This is a genomic window from uncultured Merdimmobilis sp. (assembly GCF_902471145.1).
GTDB classification, from domain to species: domain Bacteria; phylum Bacillota; class Clostridia; order Oscillospirales; family Ruminococcaceae; genus Merdimmobilis; species Merdimmobilis hominis.
In genome coordinates this window covers 1-22769 of sequence record NZ_CABRJC010000026.1, presented here as the reverse complement: position 1 = coordinate 22769, position 22769 = coordinate 1, and the positions used below count along the sequence as shown (strand labels likewise).

The 22769-nt window shown below is 56.8% G+C and carries 18 protein-coding genes, 2 pseudogenes and 1 riboswitch; of the genes and pseudogenes, 14 read left to right on the top strand and 6 right to left on the bottom strand.

From position 1 onward, the window contains the following. The 3 genes and pseudogenes from RDQ42_RS09670 to RDQ42_RS09660 form a co-directional block, all read left to right on the top strand. Nucleotides 1–457, top strand: a pseudogene (locus tag RDQ42_RS09670) (hypothetical protein); the annotation flags it as partial. Nucleotides 458–541: 84 nt separating this feature from the next. Then, nucleotides 542–1765: an amidohydrolase family protein gene (locus RDQ42_RS09665; protein WP_231358511.1), complete on the top strand. Its 1224-nt coding sequence runs from the start codon at nucleotides 542–544 to the stop codon at nucleotides 1763–1765. 38 nt (nucleotides 1766–1803) lie between these two features. After that, on the top strand, nucleotides 1804–3027 hold the full coding sequence (locus RDQ42_RS09660; protein WP_231358510.1) for an amidohydrolase family protein: 1224 nt from the start codon (nucleotides 1804–1806) through the stop codon (nucleotides 3025–3027). A gap of 57 nt (nucleotides 3028–3084) precedes the next feature. Here RDQ42_RS09660 and RDQ42_RS09655 read toward each other — a convergent pair whose 3' ends face one another. Both RDQ42_RS09655 and gndA read right to left on the bottom strand, forming a co-directional pair. Further along, nucleotides 3085–4173, bottom strand: coding sequence for a nuclease-related domain-containing protein (locus tag RDQ42_RS09655; protein ID WP_231358509.1), 1089 nt, complete (start codon nucleotides 4171–4173; stop codon nucleotides 3085–3087). A gap of 92 nt (nucleotides 4174–4265) precedes the next feature. After that, nucleotides 4266–5669, bottom strand: coding sequence for an NADP-dependent phosphogluconate dehydrogenase (gene gndA / locus RDQ42_RS09650; RefSeq protein ID WP_071427210.1), 1404 nt, complete (start codon nucleotides 5667–5669; stop codon nucleotides 4266–4268). 179 nt (nucleotides 5670–5848) lie between these two features. On the opposite strand from gndA, the gene RDQ42_RS09645 reads away from it, so the two are divergent. The 4 genes from RDQ42_RS09645 to RDQ42_RS09630 all read left to right on the top strand — a co-directional run bounded on the left by RDQ42_RS09645 (nucleotide 5849) and on the right by RDQ42_RS09630 (nucleotide 12068). Then, complete coding sequence (locus RDQ42_RS09645) at nucleotides 5849–7270, top strand: gluconokinase (protein ID WP_231358508.1); 1422 nt, start codon at nucleotides 5849–5851, stop codon at nucleotides 7268–7270. A gap of 37 nt (nucleotides 7271–7307) precedes the next feature. Continuing rightward, the gene (locus tag RDQ42_RS09640; protein WP_071427209.1) at nucleotides 7308–7676 is read left to right on the top strand and encodes a hypothetical protein; all 369 of its coding nucleotides are present in this window, start codon (nucleotides 7308–7310) and stop codon (nucleotides 7674–7676) included. Nucleotides 7677–7709: 33 nt separating this feature from the next. Next, nucleotides 7710–8414: an ABC transporter ATP-binding protein gene (locus tag RDQ42_RS09635; RefSeq protein ID WP_054330975.1), complete on the top strand. Its 705-nt coding sequence runs from the start codon at nucleotides 7710–7712 to the stop codon at nucleotides 8412–8414. Nucleotides 8415–8513: 99 nt separating this feature from the next. Beyond that, nucleotides 8514–12068, top strand: coding sequence for an FtsX-like permease family protein (locus RDQ42_RS09630; RefSeq protein ID WP_308588592.1), 3555 nt, complete (start codon nucleotides 8514–8516; stop codon nucleotides 12066–12068). Nucleotides 12069–12279: 211 nt separating this feature from the next. Here the strand turns inward: RDQ42_RS09630 and RDQ42_RS09625 are convergent, their stop codons facing one another. The 3 genes from RDQ42_RS09625 to ybaK form a co-directional block, all read right to left on the bottom strand. Beyond that, entirely contained in the window at nucleotides 12280–12765 is a 486-nt protein-coding gene (locus RDQ42_RS09625) for a hypothetical protein (protein WP_071427207.1), read from the bottom strand. Nucleotides 12766–12793: 28 nt separating this feature from the next. Further along, a complete protein-coding gene (locus RDQ42_RS09620; RefSeq protein WP_231358506.1) occupies nucleotides 12794–13690 on the bottom strand; it encodes an NAD(P)-dependent oxidoreductase in 897 nt (298 codons plus the stop codon). A gap of 91 nt (nucleotides 13691–13781) precedes the next feature. Beyond that, entirely contained in the window at nucleotides 13782–14258 is a 477-nt protein-coding gene (ybaK, locus tag RDQ42_RS09615) for a Cys-tRNA(Pro) deacylase (protein WP_231358505.1), read from the bottom strand. A gap of 183 nt (nucleotides 14259–14441) precedes the next feature. Here ybaK and RDQ42_RS09610 point away from each other — a divergent pair, with 183 nt between their 5' ends. The 5 genes from RDQ42_RS09610 (at nucleotide 14442) to RDQ42_RS09590 (ending at nucleotide 18863) form a co-directional block, all read left to right on the top strand. Then, nucleotides 14442–15788 carry a M20/M25/M40 family metallo-hydrolase gene (locus RDQ42_RS09610; protein ID WP_231358504.1) on the top strand — a complete coding sequence of 449 codons (1347 nt, stop codon included), beginning with the start codon at nucleotides 14442–14444 and terminating at the stop codon, nucleotides 15786–15788. 112 nt (nucleotides 15789–15900) lie between these two features. Next, entirely contained in the window at nucleotides 15901–17181 is a 1281-nt protein-coding gene (locus RDQ42_RS09605; RefSeq protein WP_308588590.1) for a BTAD domain-containing putative transcriptional regulator, read from the top strand. Nucleotides 17182–17301: 120 nt separating this feature from the next. Continuing rightward, the gene (locus tag RDQ42_RS09600) at nucleotides 17302–17751 is read left to right on the top strand and encodes a hypothetical protein (RefSeq protein ID WP_231358502.1); all 450 of its coding nucleotides are present in this window, start codon (nucleotides 17302–17304) and stop codon (nucleotides 17749–17751) included. A gap of 225 nt (nucleotides 17752–17976) precedes the next feature. Continuing rightward, the gene (yedF, locus tag RDQ42_RS09595; RefSeq protein ID WP_054330982.1) at nucleotides 17977–18570 is read left to right on the top strand and encodes a sulfurtransferase-like selenium metabolism protein YedF; all 594 of its coding nucleotides are present in this window, start codon (nucleotides 17977–17979) and stop codon (nucleotides 18568–18570) included. A gap of 14 nt (nucleotides 18571–18584) precedes the next feature. After that, entirely contained in the window at nucleotides 18585–18863 is a 279-nt protein-coding gene (locus RDQ42_RS09590; protein WP_308588588.1) for a DUF3343 domain-containing protein, read from the top strand. Between the two features lie 74 nt (nucleotides 18864–18937). Here RDQ42_RS09590 and RDQ42_RS09585 read toward each other — a convergent pair whose 3' ends face one another. Beyond that, nucleotides 18938–20236, bottom strand: coding sequence for a hypothetical protein (locus RDQ42_RS09585; protein ID WP_231358501.1), 1299 nt, complete (start codon nucleotides 20234–20236; stop codon nucleotides 18938–18940). A gap of 271 nt (nucleotides 20237–20507) precedes the next feature. Here RDQ42_RS09585 and RDQ42_RS09580 point away from each other — a divergent pair, with 271 nt between their 5' ends. Further along, nucleotides 20508–21950 carry a M20 family metallopeptidase gene (locus tag RDQ42_RS09580; protein WP_231358500.1) on the top strand — a complete coding sequence of 481 codons (1443 nt, stop codon included), beginning with the start codon at nucleotides 20508–20510 and terminating at the stop codon, nucleotides 21948–21950. Between the two features lie 147 nt (nucleotides 21951–22097). Further along, nucleotides 22098–22274, top strand: a riboswitch (cobalamin riboswitch). Between the two features lie 138 nt (nucleotides 22275–22412). Next, a pseudogene (locus tag RDQ42_RS09575) lies at nucleotides 22413–22769 on the top strand (cobyrinic acid a,c-diamide synthase); the annotation flags it as partial.

Genomic DNA, 22769 nt, shown 5'->3' with positions numbered 1-22769 from the left:
GCTGTTCGGCCTGATCTTCGCCCGGATCGGCTTCCTGGAGAAAGACTCCCTGGCCAAATCCCATTCCGGCGGCTTGGGCAACCTGGCTTTGATGATTATGCTGCCCGGTTCCTTGGCTTCTGTCACCCCCTCTGGTTTGATGGAAATGATCTTCCCCCTGTTCGGCATGCTGGCCATGTCTACTGTTGGCATCGTCTTCATCGCTGTTATCGTTGGTAAAGCGGTCGGTTACTCCCCCTACATCTCTGCCGCCATCGCCTGTACCTGTATGATCGGCTACCCTGGCACTGAGATCCTGACCAATGAGGTGGTCAACTCCTACACCGACATCACCCCCGAACAGCGGGAGAGAATGAGCGCTTACCTGATGCCCAAGATCATCGTCGGCGGTTTTGCCACCGTTACCGTGGCTTCCGTTATCTTCGCCGGCATCATCTGCCCCATGATTTTCGCATAATTCATCCATACTGTATATTGAGATTGACCGAAAAAAGGTACAGAGATACATAGATGTACTTTGAAACAGAAAGGGTGTACATGAATGGCTAAAACAGCTGTAAAATGTTCCAAAATGTTCGATTCCACCACCGGCACAGTGCTCCATGACCAGGTGATTTTTGTTGAAGACAACAAGATTGCCGACGTCGTCCCGGCGTCCCAGGCGGGTTCGCTGGAAGGGTGCGAAGTCATCGACCTGACCGGTAAATTCGTTACCCCTGGACTGATTGACTGCCATGTGCATCTCGGGAGCAACGGTGAGGGCAACTCCTCCGCCCAGCGGCCCTACCAAACGGTTGGCGATGTGACGCTTAACTGCCTCAAACACGCCCGTCTGGATCTGATGGCCGGATTCACCACCTTGCGCAGCTGCGGCGACATGGGATATGCCGCCATCGCTGTCCGGGATGCCATCAACAAAGGGAAGCAGTGGGGTCCCCGTATCATGGCTCCCGGTTCCCCCATCAGCACCACCGGCGGCCATGCGGACAGCCACTATAACCCCTATATCTCCGAATCCATTCAGCCCGGCGCTGTAGGCGACGGCCCCGATGAACTGAAAAAATGCGTCCGCATGAACATCAAACACGGCGCGGACTGCATTAAATTCATGGCCACCGGCGGCGTCATGAGCCGCGGCACCACTGTGGGTGCCCAGCAGATGACCTATGAAGAGATGAAGGCCATCTGCGACACCGCTAAGATGTACGGCCTGATCACCGCCACCCATGCCCATGGGACCAGCGGCATCAAGGACGCCATTCGTGCGGGGGTCACCTCGGTGGAGCATGGCATGATGATGGATGAAGAGTGCATCCGGCTGATGAAGGAACATGGGACCACTTTGGTTCCCACCATCATCGCTGCGGAGCGCATCATCGTCAAAGGCGCGGAAATCGGCACCCCCGATTGGGCCATCGCCAAGGCGAAACAGGTGTATGCCCGGGCGAAATGGGGTTTCCAGCGCTGCATGGAGGAGGGGATTCCGATCGCCTTCGGCACCGACTCTGCGACACCGTACAACTTCCATGGCAAACAGGCGTATGAGTTCGAACTGATGATGGGCTGGGGTATGACAGCGCTGCAGGCGCTGACTGCCGCCACCAAAACTGCATCCGAGCTGATTCGCAAGAACGATACCATCGGCTCCCTGGAGAAAGGCAAATTTGCGGACATCGCTGCCTTTGACGGGGATCCCACCGAGGATATCAAAGCCATGACCCGTTGCTGCTTCGTCATGAAAGACGGCGTGGTTTACAAGGGCTAGTTTGTACCGAAAGGTGTATCAAAGAGAGGAGTGTCATCATGTCCAAAAAAGCGTTACAGTGTTCCAAGATGTTTGATTCCGTCAACGGCACCGTTGCCCGCGACGTTGTGATTTTTGTAGAGGGCGACCGAATCACCTCGGTTGAGCCCGCCGCCACCGCCAAACTGGATGGGTGTGAGGTCATCGACCTGACCGGCAAGTTTGTCACCCCTGGCCTCATCGACTGCCACATGCACATCGGCATGAACGGCGCAGGCAGCAGCCTGGGCACCAAGCCCTACACCTCACTGGGGGATGCGACCATGGAGGGGCTCACCAATGTGTACAGCGACCTGATGGCCGGATTCACCTCGGTCCGCACCTGCGGCGACATGGGCTACAGCGATGTGGCTATCCGCAACGCCATCAACCGGGGCGATTTCGCCGGTCCCCGCATGATGGTGGCAGGTTCCAACCTGTCTTCCACTGGCGGCCATTCCGACACCCATTACAACCCATACCTCCATGAGGTGGAAGTCCACTCCGGCGTCGCCGGCGATGGTCCCACCGAGATGGTTAAACTGGTGCGGACCAACATCAAACACGGTGTGGACTTCATCAAGTTTATGGCCACCGGCGGCGTCATGAGCCTGGGCACCACCGTGGGCGCACAGCAGATGAGCTATGAAGAGATGAAAGCCATCTGTGACACCGCTAAAATGTACGGCATGATCACCGCTACCCACGCTCACGGCACCAGCGGCATCAAAGATGCCATCCGGGCTGGCGTCACCTCGGTGGAGCACGGCATGATGATGGACGAAGAGGGCATCCAGCTGATGAAGGAACACGGAACCACTTTGGTTCCCACCATCATCGCCGCCGAGCGGATCATTGTCAAGGGCAAAGAGGCAGGCACCCCCGATTGGGCCATCGCCAAGGCCAAACAGGTATATGACCGTGCCCATTGGGGTTTCACCCGCTGCATGGAAGAGGGCATCCCGATCGCCTTCGGCACCGACTCCGGCACGCCCTACAACTTCCACGGCAAACAGGCCTATGAGTTTGAGCTGATGGTGGGTTGGGGGATGACTCCCCTTCAGGCGCTGACCGCCGCCACCAAGACCGCTTCAGAGCTGCTCCGCAAGCAGGATGAGGTCGGTTCCATCGAGGCCGGCAAATACGCCGACGTAGTCGCTTTTGACGGCGATCCCACAGAAGACATCAAAGTTATGACCAACTGCACCTTTGTCATGAAGGGCGGAGAGGTTTACAAAGCGTAACAATTGAATCCCTGTTAAAAATCCCCCCAGCTAACTAGCTGGGGGGATTTTGTTTGCCTATCGTCTTTTTATCCCCCTAGAGACAACAAATGCCCGGCGCTCCTCTTTGGTGTACTGCGTTGCGGGGTAAAGGAGGTCTGCCATCTGGTCGATCTGTTCCTTTGAGTACAGGTTTTCCGACGCCGCTGCCCGCAGATCCTCCACCTGGCACGGGTAGAGGATGGCGTGGGGGAAGGTCAGGGTGGGGCAGTCGTAGAAGCAGTCAATCCCACTTTCATAGTTGGCCATAAAAATAGCGTTTGTGTAGGTTGTGCTGTCTGCTAAACTGCTTATTGAAGAGCCAATATGGCTGTTTATATAATTTTGCAGCACAAAAATATGAGTTTCATTCTGCATAATGGGATTTCCCATAGGATTCTCACATCCCGGCAGGATCTGGACCCATTTCGGATCAGAGAGGTTGCCGCGCAGCCGGCCGCCTCGATTCTTGCTTTCCACCACCATGATGCGCCCAGGGGTGAGACAGATCAAATCGATTTCGGAGAAATCGCCGTTTTCACGGGGGATGATGGCGTTCATCAAAACCCGATTGTAAACGGGAAGGTCTGAAAAATACAGGTAGGCGAGGAACTCCCCACAAAGTCCTTTATCTGCGACCATCTCGTGGAACGGGATGTGGGTCTGCCTGTAGTATTCTGTGTCCTTATAATGAAGGACCTTCCACAGCTTTTTTCTGTCATATAAATACAGAAGGGGGGCCAGGGCCATAAACGCAAGGAGCAGGATGTAAAACACAACATCCAAAACCGCCAGCAACCCTTTTTCTCGCCAGGCCGTCTGTAGATACGGCCCAAACAGCAGCCCAAAAAGGAATGTCGAGACGCCGATGCAGAACATCGGAAAGAGTTGATATATTTTGAGGGCGTCGATGTGAAAAGCTCTGTTTAGCGAGTCTTTTTCTGATTTTTGGACAACGCCGCGGCGGAACAGCCCTCCTGCAAGATAGCGGCAGGAATAGCAGGATAAAAGCACGGCTGCCGTGCATAGCAGGGTCCAGCGCGACACTGCAAATATGGCTGCCAATACAGCTATTGCCTTTATAAAAGGAAAATTTCGCGCTGCTTCTGTGCGGGTGCTTGCATTCATTTCTCTCCTCCTCCCCCTGACCGATTTCTGCATCGAAGGATCTTTTTCAGGGATTTTTCTGTTGTTTTTTTGTCTGTCTGCTATTTGGCTAGTTATTCCTGCCAATTGGTGTGGAAATCCCCCTCCCGGTCTGTCCGGCGGTAGGTGTGGGCGCCGAAGCAGTCCCGCAGTCCCTGGATCAGGCCCACCGGCATGGGGTCGGTGTGGCAGCTGTCATAATAGGTGAGGGTGGAGGAAAGAGCGGGGACCGCCAGACCGTGGATGATGCAGCGGCCCACAATCTCCCGCCAATCAGCTTCTTTTTGGGCGAGGGCGGGGGCGAATTCTTTGGATAGAACCAGATTGGGGCAATCTTGAGGGCGGTGGAACGCCTTGGCGATGGGCTCTAAGAGATCCGACCGGATGATGCAGCCGCCTCGCCACAGGTTGGCGGCGTTCTCCAGGTTGATGTTCCAGCCAAAGTCCGCGGAAGCCTTGCGGATGATCTCCATCCCCTGGGCATAGCAGCAGACCATGGCGCAGTATAGGGCATTTTCCAGCTTTCCGCCTATGTTTTCCACCGAAAATACCTTGCGCACCGGGGAGAGCTCCCCGATCTTTCTGCCCAGGGATCGGGTGGCTTTCTCTTGGGAGAAGAACCGGGCGTACACCGCCTCCGCGATGGTGGGGGCATACACCCCCCGGGTGATGGATTCCATCATGGTCCAGCTTCCGGTGCCCTTCTGCTGGGCGCTGTCCAGGATTTTGGGCAGGAGGAACTGCCCATCCTCATCCCGCTTGCGGAGCACATCGATGGAGATGTCGATGAGGTAGGAGCGAAGAGGCCCGTCTTTCCACCCGGCAAAGATGGCGGCGATCTCCTCTTGGGGGAGGCCCATCCCTTGGGAGAGGATGTGGTAGGTGTCGGCCAGCAGCTGCAAAATAGCGTATTCGATGCCGTTGTGGACCATTTTTACATAATGGCCGGCGCCAGCCTGCCCCACATATTCGCAGCAGGGCTCTCCATCCACCTGGGCGGCGATGGACTGCAAAATCTCCCGGCAGCGGATCCAGCCTTCGTAGTTCCCTCCGACCATCATGCTGGGGCCGTACAGCGCCCCCAGCTCCCCGCCGGAGACCCCCACCCCCAGGTATTGGATCCCCTGTTCCGCCAAAGCGGCGCCCCGTCGGGCGGTGTCCTCAAAATGGGAATTGCCCCCGTCGATGATCACATCCTCCGGCTCCAGATAGGGGAGGAGCTGTCCGATGACCGCATCTACCGCTTTGCCGGCGGTCACCATTAAAAAGATGACCCGGGGCTGAGAAAGGCTGTGGACAAAGGCTTCTTCGGTGGGGAAAACCTCATAACGGCCCAAGGGGGCTTCTACCCTAAAGGCGGCCCGTTCGGCCTCTGGTTTGCTGTAGAGGGCTACATCGAACCCGTGCTGAATCATATTTTTGGCCAGGCTGCTGCCCATGACCCCAAGGCCGTAGAGGCCGATTTCATACTCCTGCATTGAAACAACTCCCTTTTGGTTGGATTCTTCCCGCAGCGGGGAAAACACTCTATTTGTATTATAGGGGAACAGCCGGGGAAATGGAAGGATTTTTGCCTCTTTTTGCACAATTGCCAAGGATGGGATTTTCGTGTATAACTGTAGTATAGACAGAATAGATGAATGGGACGGTGGAATGTGTGAATATTTTGGTATTGGAGGCCAGCACCAGCTCGGCCAAGGCCATGGTGTATTCCAGTGAAGGGGAAATCCTGCGGGAGCACAGCGCCCCCTACCGGGGCAGGGAATTCTCGGTGGCGGTGCAGAACCCTCAAAAAGTGTTGGAAGGGCTGCTCACCGTGGGGAAAGAGGCGGCAGAAGGTTTCCCAATAGACGGTATCAGCCTGGGTGGGACCTGGCACAGCCTGCTGCTGGCCGACCGGGCGGGCCGTCCCAAAACCGACTGTTACACCTGGGCCTACACCGGCGCGGCGGATACGGCGGCCCGATTTCGCCAAGACGAGGGGGAGACAGTGCGGTATTACCACAAAACCGGCTGTATGACCCACTCCACCTATCCTTTTTTTAAATGGCTTCACCTGGGGGAGGAGGGGCTTTCCCTCCGACCAGGCGACCAGTTGATGACCCAGGGGTCCTACATCTATTACCAGCTGACCGGACAAGCTGTGGAATCGGTTTCCATGGCCTCGGGTAGCGGGTTTTTAAACCTCCACAGCCGCACCTGGGATGGGGAGCTGCTGGAGAGGGCCTCCCTGGGGGAGGAGAATTTCCCCCGGCTGGAGGAGCACACCTACACCTCCTCTTTACGGGGGGATATGGCCGGCATCCTCGGCTTGCAAGCGGGAATACCGGTCATCCCCGCCCACCCGGACGGTGCCCTCAACCAGGTGGGCAGCGGCGCTTTGGGGGATGGGGTCATGACTCTTTCTGCCGGTACCAGCGGGGCAATCCGCATGGCCTTTGACCGGCCTTACCTGCCGGTGCACCCATCCATCTGGTGCTACTGCGCCCCGGGAAAGTATCTGGCTGGAGCCGCTACCAGCGGCTGCACCAACTGCTTGGACTGGTTTGCCGGTCAGGTGTTGGGCGGGCGGTATTCCCTCCGGGAACTGGACCAGATGGCTGAGGCCAGCGGGCCGGATACTCCGGTTTTCCTACCTTTTTTGTTTGGGGAGCGATGCCCAGGCTGGCATGACAGCCGCTTGGGGGGATTTTTAGGGGTGAAGGGGAGCCATTCCCCTGGGCAGCTTTACCGGGCAATCTTAGAGGGGGCACTGTTCAACCTCTACCAGTGCTATGAGGTGCTGACCAGGGAAGCTTACTCCCCCAGGGAGATCCGCGCCTCCGGCGGCGTGATGAAGTCCCCCCTGTGGCTCCAGATGCTGGCGGACATCTTCGGCCGGGAGATCACCGTACACCCCAGCGAACAGGCCTCTATGCTGGGTGCAGCGGCCCTGGGGCTCACTGCCTTGGGAGCGATGGATTCCCCGGAACGGTTCCCGGTGGGGGAGGGGAAGGTCATCTGCCCCAACCCGGAGAACCGGGTGCTTTACCAAGAAAAGTATGCCCGCTACCGGGAAAGCTACGCCCGTGTTCTTTAAGGGGCGTTGTGTCAAACAACAGAAGGGGGGAAGGGTCTTGTGCGATCACGAGGAGCAGAACGCGCTGCGGGTGGTGACATCAGCCATCCGGAACTGCGAAAAGGTACAGCCCAAATTTGAGAAAGGGACACCCCAGCACACCCTTCTCCAAAACCGGCTGCGTGCGCTGTATCTGGCAAAATCGTTGCTGGCAGGGGAAGGCGCCGGGGCATACTCCAAGGGGGATTTGGAACAATCGCTGCCCCCAATTGCCTCCATCCTTCACAAGTGCAGCACTGCCCAGCGGAAATTTTCCGCGGACAATCCCAATTACCTGCGCCTGGAAAAGATGATCCGGGCTATGGTTGTAGTGGAGAGGTTGATCCGCGGGGAAATCGCCAAAGGGGGCGGGCAGGACCAATCATAAATGCAAGAGTATTACAGGAAAGGGGGAAAACCCATGGCCGGCTTTGTGGAGATGAACCATGTGTACAAGCGCTATCAGATGGGGGAGGTGACCATCACCGCCCTGTCTGATGTGAATTTCTCCATCCAACAGGGGGAGTTTGTGGTCATTGTAGGGCCCAGCGGCGCAGGGAAAACCACCGTCCTCAACATCCTTGGGGGCATGGACCAGTGCGACGAGGGGGAGATCCTGGTGGATGGGGCCAAAATCAACGAGTACCGGCCCAAACAGCTGATCGGCTACCGCCGGTATGACATTGGGTTTGTGTTCCAGTTTTACAACCTGATCCCCAACTTGACCGCCAAGGAGAATGTGGAGCTGGCTTCCCAGATCTGCAAGAACCCTCTAGACGCCAAAGAGGTGCTGACCCAGGTGGGCCTGGGGGAGAGGATGGACAACTTCCCCTCCCAGCTCTCCGGCGGGGAACAGCAGCGAGTTGCCATCGCCCGGGCCTTGGCCAAGAGCCCCAAATTGCTGCTCTGCGACGAGCCCACCGGCGCTTTGGACTACAACACCGGCAAAAATATTCTGAAACTGCTGCAGGACACCTGCCGCCGGGATGGGATGACGGTGATTGTCATCACCCACAACTCAGCCCTGGCCCCCATGGCCGACCGGGTGATCCAGTTTAAAAACGGCCGGGTGGATAAAGTGGAGCTCAACCCCCATCCCACCCTGGTGGAAGATATTGAATGGTAGTCCCCCGGCATGGGTTCCCTCTAGGGTTTGGGGAAGAGGTGTCTAAGGAAAAATCCCCTATCCCCATATGCCATGGGGCCAGGAAAGGAGGAAAGGGTTATGAAATCCGCGCTGTATAAAGACATTTGGCGGGAGATCCGCCGGACCAAAAACCGCTTTCTCTCCATCTTCGCCATTGTGGCCCTGGGGACCGGGTTCTTTGCGGGCATCAAATCCACCTGCCCAGATATGCTGCTCACTGCCGACCAGTATTTTGCCGTCCAGCAGCTGATGGATGTCAAGATCCTCTCCACCTACGGCTTTGATGAAAAGGACGTCGCCGCCGTCCGGGAGAGCGGCCAGGCTCACGGCTTTTATGCAGGGTACTCCGCTGATTTGTTCCTCAAAACCGCTGGGCAGCCGGATGTGATCGCCAAAGTTTACTCCCTCCCCAGGCAGCGGGAGGGGAAGGATTTCCTCAACCAGCCCGTCTTGCTGGAGGGCCGGATGCCGGAAGCTCCCGGCGAATGCCTGGTGGAAAACAACATGCCCATGGATTATGCCTTCTCCCTAGGGCAGACGGTCACCTTAGCCTCCGGCGACCCAGAGGAACCGGTTTCCGACCGCCTCGATCGGGATACCTACACGGTGGTAGGCATTGCCCGCAGCCCCCTGTACCTCAATTTTGAGCGGGGTTCCGCCAGCATTGGCAACGGCGCGGCGGACTGTTTTGTCCTCATTCCAGAGGAGAATTTCAACCTGGAGGTCTACACCGACCTGTACCTCACCTTGGAAGGGGCCCAGGGCCTTTCCGCCTTCTCCCAGGAATATAAAGACCTGGTGAAGGAACAGATGGATTCCCTGGAAGAATTGGCAGACCGCCGGGAGGAGGAACGGTTCCAGGAAATTCTGGAGGAGGCTTACGGGGAGCTAAACGACGCCAAGGAGGAACTCCGGGATGGGGAGGAAACCCAGCGCCGGGAACTTGCCGACGCCCAGGCGGAATTGGAGGATGCCTGGCAGAAGATCCTGGATGGCCGGACAGAGCTGGAGGACGGCCGCCGGGAATTTGAGGAAAAGATTGCCGAGGCACAGGAAGAGATTGCCAAGGCGGAAGAGGAGCTGGCCGATGGCGAATCGGAGTACTTGGCGGGGTATCGGGAATACCGGGAAAACCGCCCCGACGCCATCCAGGAGCTGATCGACGGTCACGAACAGATCAAACAGGCCGAGGTGGACATCCGCAACAACACCTACACATTGGAACAAACCGAACAGACCTTGATTGCCGCCCGCACCCAGTTGGAAATGGGAAAAGGGGAGTTGGCCCAGAAGGAAGAGGAGCTCCAAGCCGCCCAGACGCTGGTTTCCGGCGCCTTGGGCGCAGCCACCGGGCAGATCCCGCCGGAAGCTCTGACCCCTGAACTGGTTGCCCAGCTCTCCGCCGGCCTTTGGGAACTGGATGAGAACCTGGGCCTCTTGTTTGATGAGGCGATGGCCGGGAACCAGGAAGCTTCCGCCCAGCTTGTCCCCCTCCTTCTGGGGCAGCAGCAAGCCCTTTTGGAAGCCGGGGCAGCGCTGGAACAGGCCAAACAGACCCTCGCCCAGCAGGAACAGGAGCTGATCGCTGGGGAGAAAGCCCTTGCCGATGGAAAAGTACAGCTCTCCCAGGGGGTTCTCGCCCTGGAAAAGGCCAAGCGGGATTGGGAAGATGGCAAAGAGGAGCTTTTGGAGGCCCAAAAGGAGTTGAGCCGAGCCCGCAAGCGATTGGACAGAGGATACAAGGCATTGGACGAAGCCGTCGCGGAACTGGAGGAGGAGAAAGCCAAGGGCCTCCAGGAACTGGCAGACGCGGAGCAGGAGCTGCTGGACGGGGAGCGGGAATACAATGACGGGGTGGCGGAATATTGGCAGGCCAAACGGGATTCTGACGCAGAACTGGCGGACGCCCGGCAGAAAATCGCCGACGCGGAAAAAGAGATCGCCGGCCTTAAAGCCCCGGAGTGGTATGTCTTTGACCGCTCGGTCAACCCGGGATACTCCAGTTATGAGGACGATGCCCAGCGGGTGGATGCCATCGCCAAGGTGTTCCCGGTGTTTTTCCTGTTGGTGGCGGCACTGGTCTGCCTCACCACCATGACCCGCATGGTGGAGGAGCAGCGCACCCAGATCGGCACCCTGAAGGCCCTGGGCTACAGCGAAGGGGCGATCATGCTCAAATTCCTGGTGTATGCGGCCGCAGCCAGCCTGCTGGGCAGCGCCTTGGGCTTGGGGGTGGGCTTCCAGCTGTTCCCCAGGGTCATCTATGCCGCCTATGGCATCAGCTATGTGACCCCGCCCCTTATCGCCCCTTTCCGGGCAGATTATGCGGTCTGGGTCACCTTGGCCGCCCTCGCCTGCACCTTGAGCGCCGCTTTCTTTGCCTGCCGGCAGGAGTTGCGGTCCCAGCCCTCCCAGCTGATGCGCCCCAAAGCCCCCAAATCGGGGAAACGGGTGCTGCTGGAGCGGATTCCCCCATTGTGGGATCGCCTCTCCTTTTTGCAAAAGGTGACGGTGCGAAACCTGTTCCGGTATAAAAAGCGGATTGTCATGACGGTGCTGGGAATCTCCGGCTGCACGGCTCTGATGCTCACTGGCTTTGGGCTCAAGGAGTCGATCTCCACCATCGTCCTCAAGCAGTTTGACGACATCTTCACCTATGACGCCCTGGTGGTGGTGGACGACACATCCAGCCGGGAGGAACTGCTGGCGGTGGAAGAATCCCTTGGGGAGAGCCCTCAAATCCTGGGGTGGATGCCGGTGCGCCAGCAGACTATGGACGCCGGGGGAGAAGGCCGTTGGCAGCAGGTGTACCTTTTTGTCCCCCAGTCGGTGGAGGAGATGGGGGAATACGTCAGCCTGCGCACCCGCGGGGAGGAGACGCCGGTCCCTCTGACCGATGAGGGAGCGGTGATCACCGAGAAGTTCGCCAAACTGGCGGGGCTCTCTGTCGGGGACGGCCTCTCCCTGCGGGACAGCGATAACCAGATGGTGGAGGTCCCGGTCACCGGCATCACCGAGAACTACGCCATGCATTATGTATACCTCTCCCCCAGGGCCTATGAGCGATTGTATGGAGGGCCGCCGGTGTACAACGCCTACACGTTGCAGTTAGCCCAACTGGACAAGGAGGGGAAGAACCAGCTCTCCACCCAGCTGACCGCTTGGGATCCGGTGTTGGCGGTCAGCTACTCCCAGGACAGCAAGGACAATTTTTCAGATGTCATCAGCAGCCTCAACTATGTGGTGCTGGTGCTGATCTTCTGCTCCGGGGCACTGGCTTTTGTGGTTCTGTACAACCTGACCAACATCAACATCACTGAGCGCATCCGGGAGATTGCCACCATCAAGGTGCTGGGGTTCTACGACCAGGAGGTCTCCGCCTATGTCTACCGGGAAAATCTCATCCTCACAGTGTTGGGGGCGTTGGCTGGGTTGGGGCTGGGCATCCTCCTCCACGGGTTTGTCATCCAAACTGCTGAGATCGACACGGTGATGTTTGGCCGGGTGATCAGCCTGCCCAGTTACCTTCTGTCCTTCGCTCTTACCATGGCCTTTGCCGCACTGGTCAACTTCTTGATGTACTTTAAGCTGAAAACTATCAGCATGGTGGAATCGCTGAAATCCATAGAATAAGGAAAGCCCCCGGCCGCCGATTTATCCGGCGGCCGGGGGCTCTTTCTCTATGCCTATTTTGTGCCTTGGGGATATGCCACCATTTCCCGTTCGCAGGTATACCAACTGGGCAGGAGGAAAAAGGCTTGCAGGGGCAGGGCGATCAAAATGAGGTAAAATAGTTTCCACTTCATAAAAGATCCCTGCTCATCAGGAGAAAGCGGATTGCGGGTTAAGGTTGATCCGGGTGCTGATGCACCCCGAACCCATACAATACCAATAGCCCGGAAAATAACAGAAGGGAGACGGCATAGCCGGCGTAGTAAGGCAGGCTTTCCTCAAACAGCAGATCTAGCGCCCAGCAGAGGGACAGGTGTGGGATTTGCAAAGGCGGAAGCAGGTACCGGATTACGGGAATGGAAAACTCCAGCCCCAGGGCTGTCTTGACGCCCAGCAGAAGATTGGCCCCCAGCAATGCGAGGAAGAACTTCCTGTGGTACTTGCCGCTGGGGTAAGCCAGGGGAAGCCAGGTGAACAGGATCAGCGCCAGGAGCAGAAGGCAGGCCAGGATGCCAATCCAGCGAGGGAAGGTGAAACCGATCAGCCCCGCCTGGGTGATGAAGAAACACAGCACGGTCGGAAGCACCAGATAACACAAAATCACCCAAGAGATGCTCGCTTGGCTGCCGTCAAATTCACGTTGGATGTCTTGCACCATAATCTTACCCCTCAAACCCTCGATCTCTTTATTTGCCCTTGATAAAATCCAAAAGATTTTGGATGGATTTTTCCGAAAGCCGCTGGGTGCACTGCACCGAGCTGCCGGCGCACACAGGGGAGTAAATCACGTTGTCAAACCCGTCCCATTCTCCTTCGGTGCCTAGGATCCCCACATCTTCACAGATGTAGAAGTTGCCGGGCCGCCGGAGCCATTCCTTTATGGCGTCAAGGTCAAAGGTGGGGCCGATGGACATGTTGAGAAGGATTTTCCCATCCCCCAGCAGCTGGAATTCCCGCCGGCCCAGCAGGGCGGTTTTTTTGGGCAGCTGGGTGACAACCACTTCCGCCCAGGGAAGGATTTCCTCCAAGGGGCAGAGGGAGAAGCCCTCCGCTTCCGCCTCCGGTTTGGGGTGGCGGCTGTAGTAGCGGACACTGCACCCAAAGAACTGGAGGGCCTTGGCCACCAATTGGCCGGTAGTTCCCATGCCCAGCATGGCTACCTTGATGCCTCCCAATTCGTAGGGGCGTTCCCGCCACTGTTTGCCATGGAACCCGTGGAGCAGATCCACCAGGGAAGCAACGGCGAATTCATACACCCCTACATCGCCGTAATCCCGGATGCCGGTGACCACGATGCCCCGTTCCCGGGCGGCGGCGATGTCCACATTGGCGCTTTTTTCATTGTAGAGAGTGCAGCACATGCCGATGTACCGCAGGTTGGGCGCAGCCTCAATGGCTTCCCGGGGGATCAAGGTGTTGTAGGAGACCATGACGCAGTCCGCATCCTGGATGCGGCGAATGACCTCGGCGGTGTCCTTGGGGAAGTCGTCGTAAAATACTACTTCCCGGGAAAGCGCCCGCAGCTGGTCTTTGGCCCAGTCATTCATACCAGTGAAGTCCACCACAACTGTTTTCTGAAACATACCATCACCCTTTCCAAAAATTCTGGCAAATATTACAAAATTCTCTACTATAAGTTTATCAGATTTGGAAAGATATTACAACCCCTTTTGCTTAGATTATCACATCGGAAAAAGTAGCCCGGCTGATCGCGGCCAGATCCGCTGGGGATAGGGTGACTTGAGAGCCGATCCGGCCTCCACTGACTGTGATAGCGGGGAAGCCCTGAGCTGAAGCATCGATGACGGTGGGATAGGCTTTTTTCATCCCCACTGGGCTGCAGCCGCCCCGGATATAGCCGGTCAGCTTGTTGATCTCCTCAATTTTCACCAGCTCAATGGATTTTTCTCCCACCGAACGGGCTGCTTTTTTCAGGTCCAATTCCTTAGCTACTGGCAGCACAAAGACGTAAATCTCCCGGCTGGCGCCCCGGGTCACTAAAGTTTTGAAGACGGTATCCGGGTCCAGCCCCACCTTGCGGGCTACGCTGATCCCGTCGATCTGGCCATCGCTGTGGTCGTAGGTGTGTATCTCGTAGGGTATTTTCGCACGCTCCAGCATCCGCATCGCGTTGGTTTTGGCCTCTGCCATGGACAACTCCTCCTTATAAGGTATAGGGAAAGCCCAAAAATCTTTCCGCTTTATCCTACCTCTTTTCCCCGGAAAATGCAATTTTAACAAAAAGTTTTCTCCCTTTCTATTGCCTTTTTGGCCGCAAAAGGGTAAACTGTTTTACAGATTTGATAAATATATTATCGGAAAGGAGTTGTTTTTATGAAAATTGACAATCAAGCGGTTTTGGATCGGTTTTCCGGCATGATCCGGTTTGCCACCGTCTCCAACCCAGACCCGGAAAAGATGGATTATGAGGAGTTCTACAAATTCCACCGGTATCTGGAGGAGACTTTCCCTCTCATCCACCAGCACCTGGAGAAAGAGGTGGTCAGCCGGGCCAGCCTCCTATACCGCTGGAAAGGGGATGGTTCCAGCAACCGGCTGCCTATCGCCCTCATCGCCCATCAGGATGTAGTCCCAGTGGGGGAGGAAAGCCAGTGGGAACATGGGCCGTTCTCCGGCGACATTGACGACACCTACATTTGGGGCCGGGGCACCCTGGACACCAAGTGCCAAATTTCCGCCCAGATGGAGGCGGTGGAACATCTGTTGGCCGAGGGTTACACCCCGCCCTGCGACGTCTATCTCTGTTATGGCCACAACGAAGAGGTGATGGGTGCGGGCATCTCCGGAGCCAAGGAGATAGTCAAACTGCTGGAGTCTAGGGGCGTGCGGCTGGGCTGCGTCATCGACGAGGGCGGTGCTGTGGTCAACGGGACCATGTTCGGCATTCCCCAGAACATTGCCACTGTGGGTTTGGCGGAAAAAGGCCACGCGGATTTTGAACTCTCGGTCACCGATGCGGGAGGCCACTCCAGCGCCCCAGGCAAGGGGACTGCTTTGGGCAAAATCTGCCGGGCGGGCGCGGCCATTGAGGCCAATCCCTTCCCCCAGCGGCTGATTGACGTAGTGGCTGGAACCGTTGCGGCCATCGGCCCGGCGATGGGGCCCCAAGTAGCGGCAATGGCAGCCGACCCTAAGACCTATGCGGGGCAGATTTTGGCCGTGTTGGATCAGGCGCCCACCACAGCGGCCATGACCCGGACCACCATGGCGCTGACTATGGCCTCGGGCAGCGCCCAGTCCAACATCCTGCCGGAGCGGGCCACCTTGACGGTGAACTGCCGCCTGCTGCCGGGGGATACCCTGGAATCGGTGAAGGCCCACATCCAGTCGGTGGTGGGGCCGGAAATCACAGTGACCCTGGTCAAAGGGAATGACCCCTCCCCGGAAAGCCCCAGCGATTCCCCGGAGTTTGCCCTGCTCAAAGAAGTGACGATGGAGAAGTTCCCCGGTGCCATCTTCGCCCCCTATCTGATGGTAGGCGGCTCCGATTCCCGGAATTACTACCCTATCTGTGATAATGTATTCCGGTTTGCCCCCTTTGTGGCGGATGACGCCACCCTGCCAACTACCCACTCAGTCAATGAGCGGATGCTGAAGGATGGGTTTGCAAACGCGGTGGAATTTTATGTGGAAATAATCCGGCGTTACGGCAGTTGCTAACAGAATAGCCAGGCCAGTAAGGCGCAGCCATGCAGCTGGCTGCGCCTTTTTGCATTTGTGTTTTCAGTGACAAGCTATCCAGTGTTTTGCCCTACAATTTCCAAATATATAGATGAAAACCCCCCTAAAAGATGCTATAATGGTACAGAAACAACGGGGAGGAGGCGCGAGAATGGCGGGAATCAACAATGCTGATATTTCTAAAGTCCAAATTACCATGTTGGGTAGCTTTGAGATTCGACGGGGCGACAAAGCTATTGGAGATAATATCAGCAGAACACATAAGATTTGGAATCTTTTGGAATACCTAATCACTTTTCGGGATAAAGATCTTTCCCAAAATGATCTGATTTCCGCATTATGGCCGGATGGCAGCAGCGATAATCCGGCAAATGCACTGAAAAACTTAATCTATCGCATTCGCACCACTTTAGCGGCAAGTGGGATTCAGACGGATGAAGAGTTTGTCACTTACCGGCGAGGTTCTTATTGTTGGAACAAAGAGATAGACTGTCAGATTGACGTCAGTCTGTTTGAGAACCTCTGTAAGGAAGCCCAGGAGGCCGGCCTGGAGGAAGAAGCCCAGATTCAAAAGTACCTCCAGGCAGTAGATATTTACAAGGGGGATTTCCTCCCCAAATCCTCCTTTGAAGAGTGGGTAGTCCCGGTCAGTACCTATTACCACACCCTTTATTTGAATGCGGTCCACCGCCTCTTGGACCTTTTAATGGACCGGCGGGATTACCAAAAGGTGGTGGAGGTCTGCGAGAAGGCGATCATAATCGACCGCTTTGATGAGAAGCTCCACGAGCAGCTGATCCTGGCCTTTTACAATGTGGGTTGGCAGCAGAAGGCGTTGGAGCACTACGACTATATTACCAACCTGTTCTACCGGGAGCTGGGGGTCAAGGTATCCGACCGGCTGCGCTCTATCTACCGGGATATCATCAAGACCGAAAAAAGCGTGGAGACCGACCTGGACATCATCAAAAATGACCTGCGGGAAGCTACTTCGGTGGAAGGGGCTTTCTTCTGCGAGTATGAAATCTTCAAAGATGTGTACCGCTTACAAGCCCGCTCCATTGCGCGCAATGGGCAGACTGTCTACATTGGCCTTTTGACTGTCACCGACTTCAACAGCGGCATCCCGGACTCCAAACTGCTCAACAACGCCATGGACCATCTGGAGGGGGCCATTCGCCTTAGCCTGCGCAAAGGGGATGTGGCGGCCCGGTTCAGTGCAGCCCAGTATGTGGTGCTCCTGCCAACGGTGACCTTTGAAAGTGGGTCCAAGGTTCTGGAGCGGATCGTCAATCGATTCTCCCGGGAACACCGCAATATCCCGGTGATTATCCACACAAAATTGCAGCCATTGGACCCTATTCCGCTGTAACAGAATAGCGGGAGGTCACAAACAAAGAGCGAAATGTGAAACTGTATTGTAATTGTTTTGAATTGTTTACCTCAGCATGACCATTTGTTGGTATATTGATTACGATTGGGAGGCGAAGCCGTGGCTGTTCCGTACTTGAAATCTACCTTTAAGGTCTGTGTGGATAATGTTCTGGAACAAGAGATTTCAGGCAGGGTGTACAACCCTTTTGTCCCCCGTATGGCAGAATTTCCCAATATCTATCTCCTTATTGATCGAATGGAAAGGATAATAAACTATCTGGGATTTCCCCAAAGCGCCCAAGATTACCGCAGTTTTGGGAAATCCAAGGCCATTGATGGCCAATCCAAGGGGAAAGGGGACTTTAATAAAATTATGGATGATGAGACCTTTGAGAATCTGATAGGGGAAAAAGCAACTTTTATCGTTCAGGTACAGTTCCGGCAAAACGCCACTTGGCAGGGATCCATTTCCTGGGTAGAGCAGAAAAAAGAGCAAAAGTTCCGCAGCGCCCTAGAAATGATTAAGTTGATGGACAGCGCCCTCAACGAATGTACAAAAGAAGAATAACTAAGTTTGAGGGCGGCACAACAGCCGCCTTCTTTCTTTTTAAGGTGAGCCGGCCGGCCTGGAAAATCCGAGGCAGGTATTGGTAAAATCAATACAAGCGCCCCGTGGGATAGAAATTACCATTGGCTAGTTGCTTGCAATGGGCTGGCAGCGAGGGGTATAATGGAGCCATGAGCAAAGGACGATCCGCCCTTTGGGCGCGATCCCATATAGGAGGAGACAAATATGACCAAACGGATTGATGCCAAAGGCAAAGCCTGCCCCATGCCGGTAATCTTGGCGAAGAAAGAAATCGACGGCGGCTGTGCTGCTTTTGTAGTGGAAGTGGACAATGAAACCGCAGTGAAGAACCTGCAGAAACTGGCAGAAAGCCAGGGCTATGCTTCGGCAGTCTCCGGTGGGGAAGGCAGCTATGAAGTGGCCTTTTCCGGCGATCCCAACGCAGTGCCGGAAGCCGCGGTGCCGGATCGGGCGGAAGCGGGCGGTTCCTGGGCTCTCTTTGTGGGCAAGGAGACCATCGGCGCCGGCAGCGATGAGTTGGGCGGCAACCTGATGCGGATGTTCTTCTACACCTTGTCCCAAGGGGATGACCTGCCCAAATCCATCCTGTTTATGAACGGCGGCGTCAAACTGCCCGCCCTGGATGAGCAGGTGGTTGGCCACCTCAAAGAATTGGAGCAAAAGGGATGTGAGATTCTGGTCTGCGGCACCTGCCTCAATTTCTTCGGCATCGCCGACCAGCTGAAAATCGGCACTGTCAGCAACATGTACGACATCACCAAGCGGATGTTCGACGCGGCTAAAGTCATCAGCTTGTAGGGATGGACGGAATTATGAATTTTGAGTATTGTTTGATTGTGTTCAATTCCACCCATGCCGCCATGGCGGCGGAAAAAGCGCTCAAAGGGAGTTTTGAAATCACCATCATGCCCACCTTGCGGGAAATCTCCCAGTCCTGTGGGATTTCGGTTCGGTTCCTGCCCGGGGATTATGATGCGGTGAAGGCTTTCCTGCCCGGTTCCCCGGTGCCGGAGGGCAGCTATACCATCTATGGGGTAGCCCGCGTGGATGGCAAGGTGGTCCCCCAGCAGCTTTACCCGGAATTGGCTTAGATACACAAAGAAGCACCGGCAGGTTTGCCGGTGCTTCTTGCGTTTTGCCATCAAGTCTGGGGAGAGGGGGATGGTTACGCCTGTTCCAGCTGGTCCAGGTTAAGGAGGTAGATCTTCGCCGGCCGCCCCCGCAGGTTGATTTGTTCCTTGTAGGCCAGCTCCGCTGCCCCGGCGTCCACCAAATGGTTCAGGATGCGGCTGGCACTGCGCTGCTCCACCCCTAGGTAATAGGCCAGTTCTTCACTGGAGATGTGGGGGGAGCGTTTGGCGATGGAGAGGATTTTTTGCATGTTGCCGGAGGAGATGGAACACCGTTTGGCCAGGGCGCGGGCCTTGGCGCTGATGCCCCCCAGTTCCACTGACAGGGTTTCGCTTTCCAACGGAGGGGAGAGAATCCCCTTTTCATCCAGGATAAAGGCCCGGTGCTGCCGGTCGCCCCGGGACTCCAGCAGGGCCTGGGAGGCATTTTTCCGGGCGGAGGCCAGTTCACGGCCCACCCCCCAGCCCACGCAGACTTCAAACTCAAGAACCTTTTTCAGGTAGGCGGTTAGGCGGCACTCCCTGCGGCCCGCGGTCAGCTCCGAGAGGCGGGCGTTAGAGGTGGTAAGCTCAAATACCGATTGGTTCCGGCGGATGACCAGCACCATGGAGGATAGTTTGTTGAAATCCCGCAGGGCTTTGGAGAGCTGGGTTTTGCGCAGGTCGTCCAGCTCATCCAGAGCCGATACCACCCCGGAGACGGTCAGAGCCCCGTCCATCTCCACCGCTTTCAGATGGGAAAGGACGTCCAAGGCCGCCCGCTGAATGCTCTCTTGGGAGGGGTGGACGACACGGCAGGGGATACCCGCCCGTGCGAGGGGCTCCTCCAAGGCGAACAGCTGGGTGATAATCAGTTTCAGATCATCCCGGCGGCAGAGCTGGCGGTAGCGGGCGAGAATCTCTTCCTGGGACGGAAAAAGGCCGCCCTTCTCCGGCTTGGAGAGCTCGATCACCGGGCTGTGCCCTTCGGGGAAGATGCCATTCATCTTTAGGTTGGGCTGGGTTAGGCCGATGAGGACCTGGGCAAAGTCCAGTGTGGGGTACTCCACCGCCACCTGGAACAGGGTGCGGTACAAGTCGCACTCGTCGATGGAGAGGCAGCCGCAGTACCGCTCCAGCTTGGGGATGCGGTGGAGCACGGCGTGGTAAAGCAGCGGGTTGGAAAACACAAAGCCTTGGCATCCCGCCTGGTTTTCCCGGTAGAGGGCGGCGGCCTTGGCGGGGTCGGTACAGGGGAGGAAGAGAAGCTGGCAGCGGCTTGCAAGGCCGGGCCGAGCCTCCTCCAAAAGCGGGGCCAGCTGGACAGGCCCGATCCATCCAATTTGCGGCAACATCTGTGCCCCTCCTTTCCCTCAAATCTCTTTTCCCCATTATACGGGATAACAGGGGAAAATGCAAAGAGAAATGTCCGTAACCTGTCTCTAAATCGGGGCAAAATTGCCATCATCCCCCCTTCTGCCGTTGACAGCCCCTAGGGGGAATGCTACAATTAAAAACAGATTTTTGTGTGGATTTTGGTGGAAACCCCTCCGTTTTGCCGGAGTTTTCCCCCCAAGATAAATGCCATTGTCAGCCGCACTGCGGCGGAAAGAGAGGGACCCAATTATGGACAAAATGCAAGCGCTTGCTGTCATCGACGGCAAAAAAGATTGGCTCGATCATCTGGGAGACCAGGTTTGGGATTGTGCGGAAACTGCGTTCCAGGAATTTGGATCGATGAAAATCCTGTGTAACGCCTTGGCAGAAGCGGGGTTTGAAGTCGCCCAGAACGTGGGGGATGTCCCCACTGCCTTCACCGGACGGTATGGCTCCGGCAAACCGGTCATCGGCTTTCTGGGTGAGTTCGACGCCCTTTCCGGCCTGAACCAGAAGGCCTGCTGCACTTCGAAAGAGGCGTTCCAGGCCGGTGCCCCCGGACACGGATGCGGCCATAACAACTTGGGTGTGGGCTCCATGGGCGCTGCTATTGCGGTGAAGGAGTACCTCTCTGCCAACAATCTCCCCGGCACCGTCATCTACTACGGCTGCCCCGGTGAGGAGGGCGGCTCCGGCAAAGCCTTTATGGCCCGGGAAGGCGTCTTTGACGAATTGGACATCGCCTTGACCTGGCATCCCGGCGATGTCAACTGCGTGGCTTCCGGAAGCAGCTTGGCCAACTACCAGGTCTCCTATAAATTCAAGGGCATCAGCGCCCACGCCGCCGGCTGCCCCCACCTGGGCAGAAGCGCCCTGGACGCGGTAGAGTTGATGAACGTGGCGGTCAACTTCCTGCGGGAACACGTCATCCCCGAGGCTCGGATGCACTACGCCATCACCAATTCCGGCGGGTTCTCCCCCAACGTGGTCCAGGCGGAGGCGGAGGTTCTCTACCTGCTGCGGGCCCCCAAGACCCCCCAAGTGGCAGAGATTTACGACCGGGTCAACGACATCGCCAAAGGCGCTGCTCTGATGACCAGCACCCAGCTGGAAACCCGGTTTATCAAGGCCTGCTCCAATGTGGTGCCGAACAATGTGCTGGAGCGGCTGATGCACAAAAACCTGAGTGAACTCCCCTTGCCCACCTACACGGACGAAGAGATGGCCTTTGCCAAATCCATCCGGGAGAGTGTGGAGAACCTGAGCAACACTCTGGAGAGCAAGGCCGACAAATATGGCATTGAGGGCAAACGGCTGGCCAAGGAGCACAAGGACGACATCATCAACAACTTTGTGGTCCCCTATGTGCCGGATGACACCGCCATGCCCGGTTCTACCGATGTGGGCGACGTCAGCTGGGTCTGCCCCACCGCACAGGTCAACACCGCCACCTGGGCCTCCGGTACCCCTGGACACTCCTGGCAGGTTGTTGCCCAGGGCAAGTCGGAGATCGCCCATAAGGCCACCATTCTGGCAGCTAAGGTTATGGCAGGTACGGCCATCGACGCCATCCTAGACCCCTCCATCATCGAGGCGGCCAAGGAGGAACTGAACGACCGGCTGGACGGCGGCAAATACGTCTGCCCCATCCCCAAAGGGGTGAAACCCGCCGCTATCAACCCCGGCAAATAGCACAGCTGTCCGCACATTGTTTATGATGATATCCTTAGAAGGGGGCCGGCTTCCCATAGCCGGTCCCCTTTTTTATTGGCCCTGTTTGGGAGAGACAAGGGGCTTCCCTTGACTTTTCCCCCGTTCTGTACTACACTTTTTAAGAAAAAGAAGATATGTGCTTTGGGTCTTCGCTTTGCGAAGGGAAGAGGGAAGCGGGTGAAATTCCCGCACGGTCCCGCCGCTGTGTGGTGGAGCCTCCGGCAATGGGCCACTGGTTTACGGGAAGGCTGTCGGAGGCGAGGAAGCCAAGTCAGAATACCTGCCCAAAGCCCGGCTGACCGCCGGCAGAGGCGGCCCCTGCGAGAGACAGTGTGCAGCCCAAGATCTCCGGTGTTTTGCCGGGGATACGGGATTTTTTGCGCTCTCCCTGGCAAATGCTGCCGGGGAGGGCTTTTTTATTTGAAAAAGGGGAGTGAGAGGATGGGTATACCGCGCCTTATGATCGCCGGGACGGGCAGTTCCTGTGGCAAGACCACCATCACCTGCGCCCTGCTGCGGGCTCTGGCCACTCGTGGGAAACGCCTATCTGCCTTCAAATGTGGGCCGGATTACATCGACCCCATGTTCCACACCGAAGTCACCGGCGTGCCCTGCCGGAACCTGGATCTGTTCCTCATGGGGGAAGAGGGAGTCCTCGGGGCCCTTTCCCGCTCTCAGGGGGACCTGGCAGTAATAGAAGGGGTGATGGGCTATTACGACGGGGTGGGGGAGAGCTCCTTTGGCAGCGCCTGCCACCTCTCTCAAGTGACCGATACCCCCGCTGTGCTGGTTTTAGGG

Coding starts and splice junctions, on each gene's coding strand:
- RDQ42_RS09665 (WP_231358511.1), top strand. CDS start 542: ATGGCTAAAACAGCTGTAAAATGTTCCAAAATGTTCGATTCCACCACC.
- RDQ42_RS09660 (WP_231358510.1), top strand. CDS start 1,804: ATGTCCAAAAAAGCGTTACAGTGTTCCAAGATGTTTGATTCCGTCAAC.
- RDQ42_RS09655 (WP_231358509.1), bottom strand. CDS start 4,173: ATGAATGCAAGCACCCGCACAGAAGCAGCGCGAAATTTTCCTTTTATA.
- gndA (WP_071427210.1), bottom strand. CDS start 5,669: ATGCAGGAGTATGAAATCGGCCTCTACGGCCTTGGGGTCATGGGCAGC.
- RDQ42_RS09635 (WP_054330975.1), top strand. CDS start 7,710: ATGGCCGGCTTTGTGGAGATGAACCATGTGTACAAGCGCTATCAGATG.
- RDQ42_RS09630 (WP_308588592.1), top strand. CDS start 8,514: ATGAAATCCGCGCTGTATAAAGACATTTGGCGGGAGATCCGCCGGACC.
- RDQ42_RS09625 (WP_071427207.1), bottom strand. CDS start 12,765: ATGGTGCAAGACATCCAACGTGAATTTGACGGCAGCCAAGCGAGCATC.
- RDQ42_RS09620 (WP_231358506.1), bottom strand. CDS start 13,690: ATGTTTCAGAAAACAGTTGTGGTGGACTTCACTGGTATGAATGACTGG.
- ybaK (WP_231358505.1), bottom strand. CDS start 14,258: ATGGCAGAGGCCAAAACCAACGCGATGCGGATGCTGGAGCGTGCGAAA.
- RDQ42_RS09610 (WP_231358504.1), top strand. CDS start 14,442: ATGAAAATTGACAATCAAGCGGTTTTGGATCGGTTTTCCGGCATGATC.
- RDQ42_RS09605 (WP_308588590.1), top strand. CDS start 15,901: ATGAAAACCCCCCTAAAAGATGCTATAATGGTACAGAAACAACGGGGA.
- yedF (WP_054330982.1), top strand. CDS start 17,977: ATGACCAAACGGATTGATGCCAAAGGCAAAGCCTGCCCCATGCCGGTA.
- RDQ42_RS09590 (WP_308588588.1), top strand. CDS start 18,585: ATGAATTTTGAGTATTGTTTGATTGTGTTCAATTCCACCCATGCCGCC.
- RDQ42_RS09585 (WP_231358501.1), bottom strand. CDS start 20,236: ATGTTGCCGCAAATTGGATGGATCGGGCCTGTCCAGCTGGCCCCGCTT.
- RDQ42_RS09580 (WP_231358500.1), top strand. CDS start 20,508: ATGGACAAAATGCAAGCGCTTGCTGTCATCGACGGCAAAAAAGATTGG.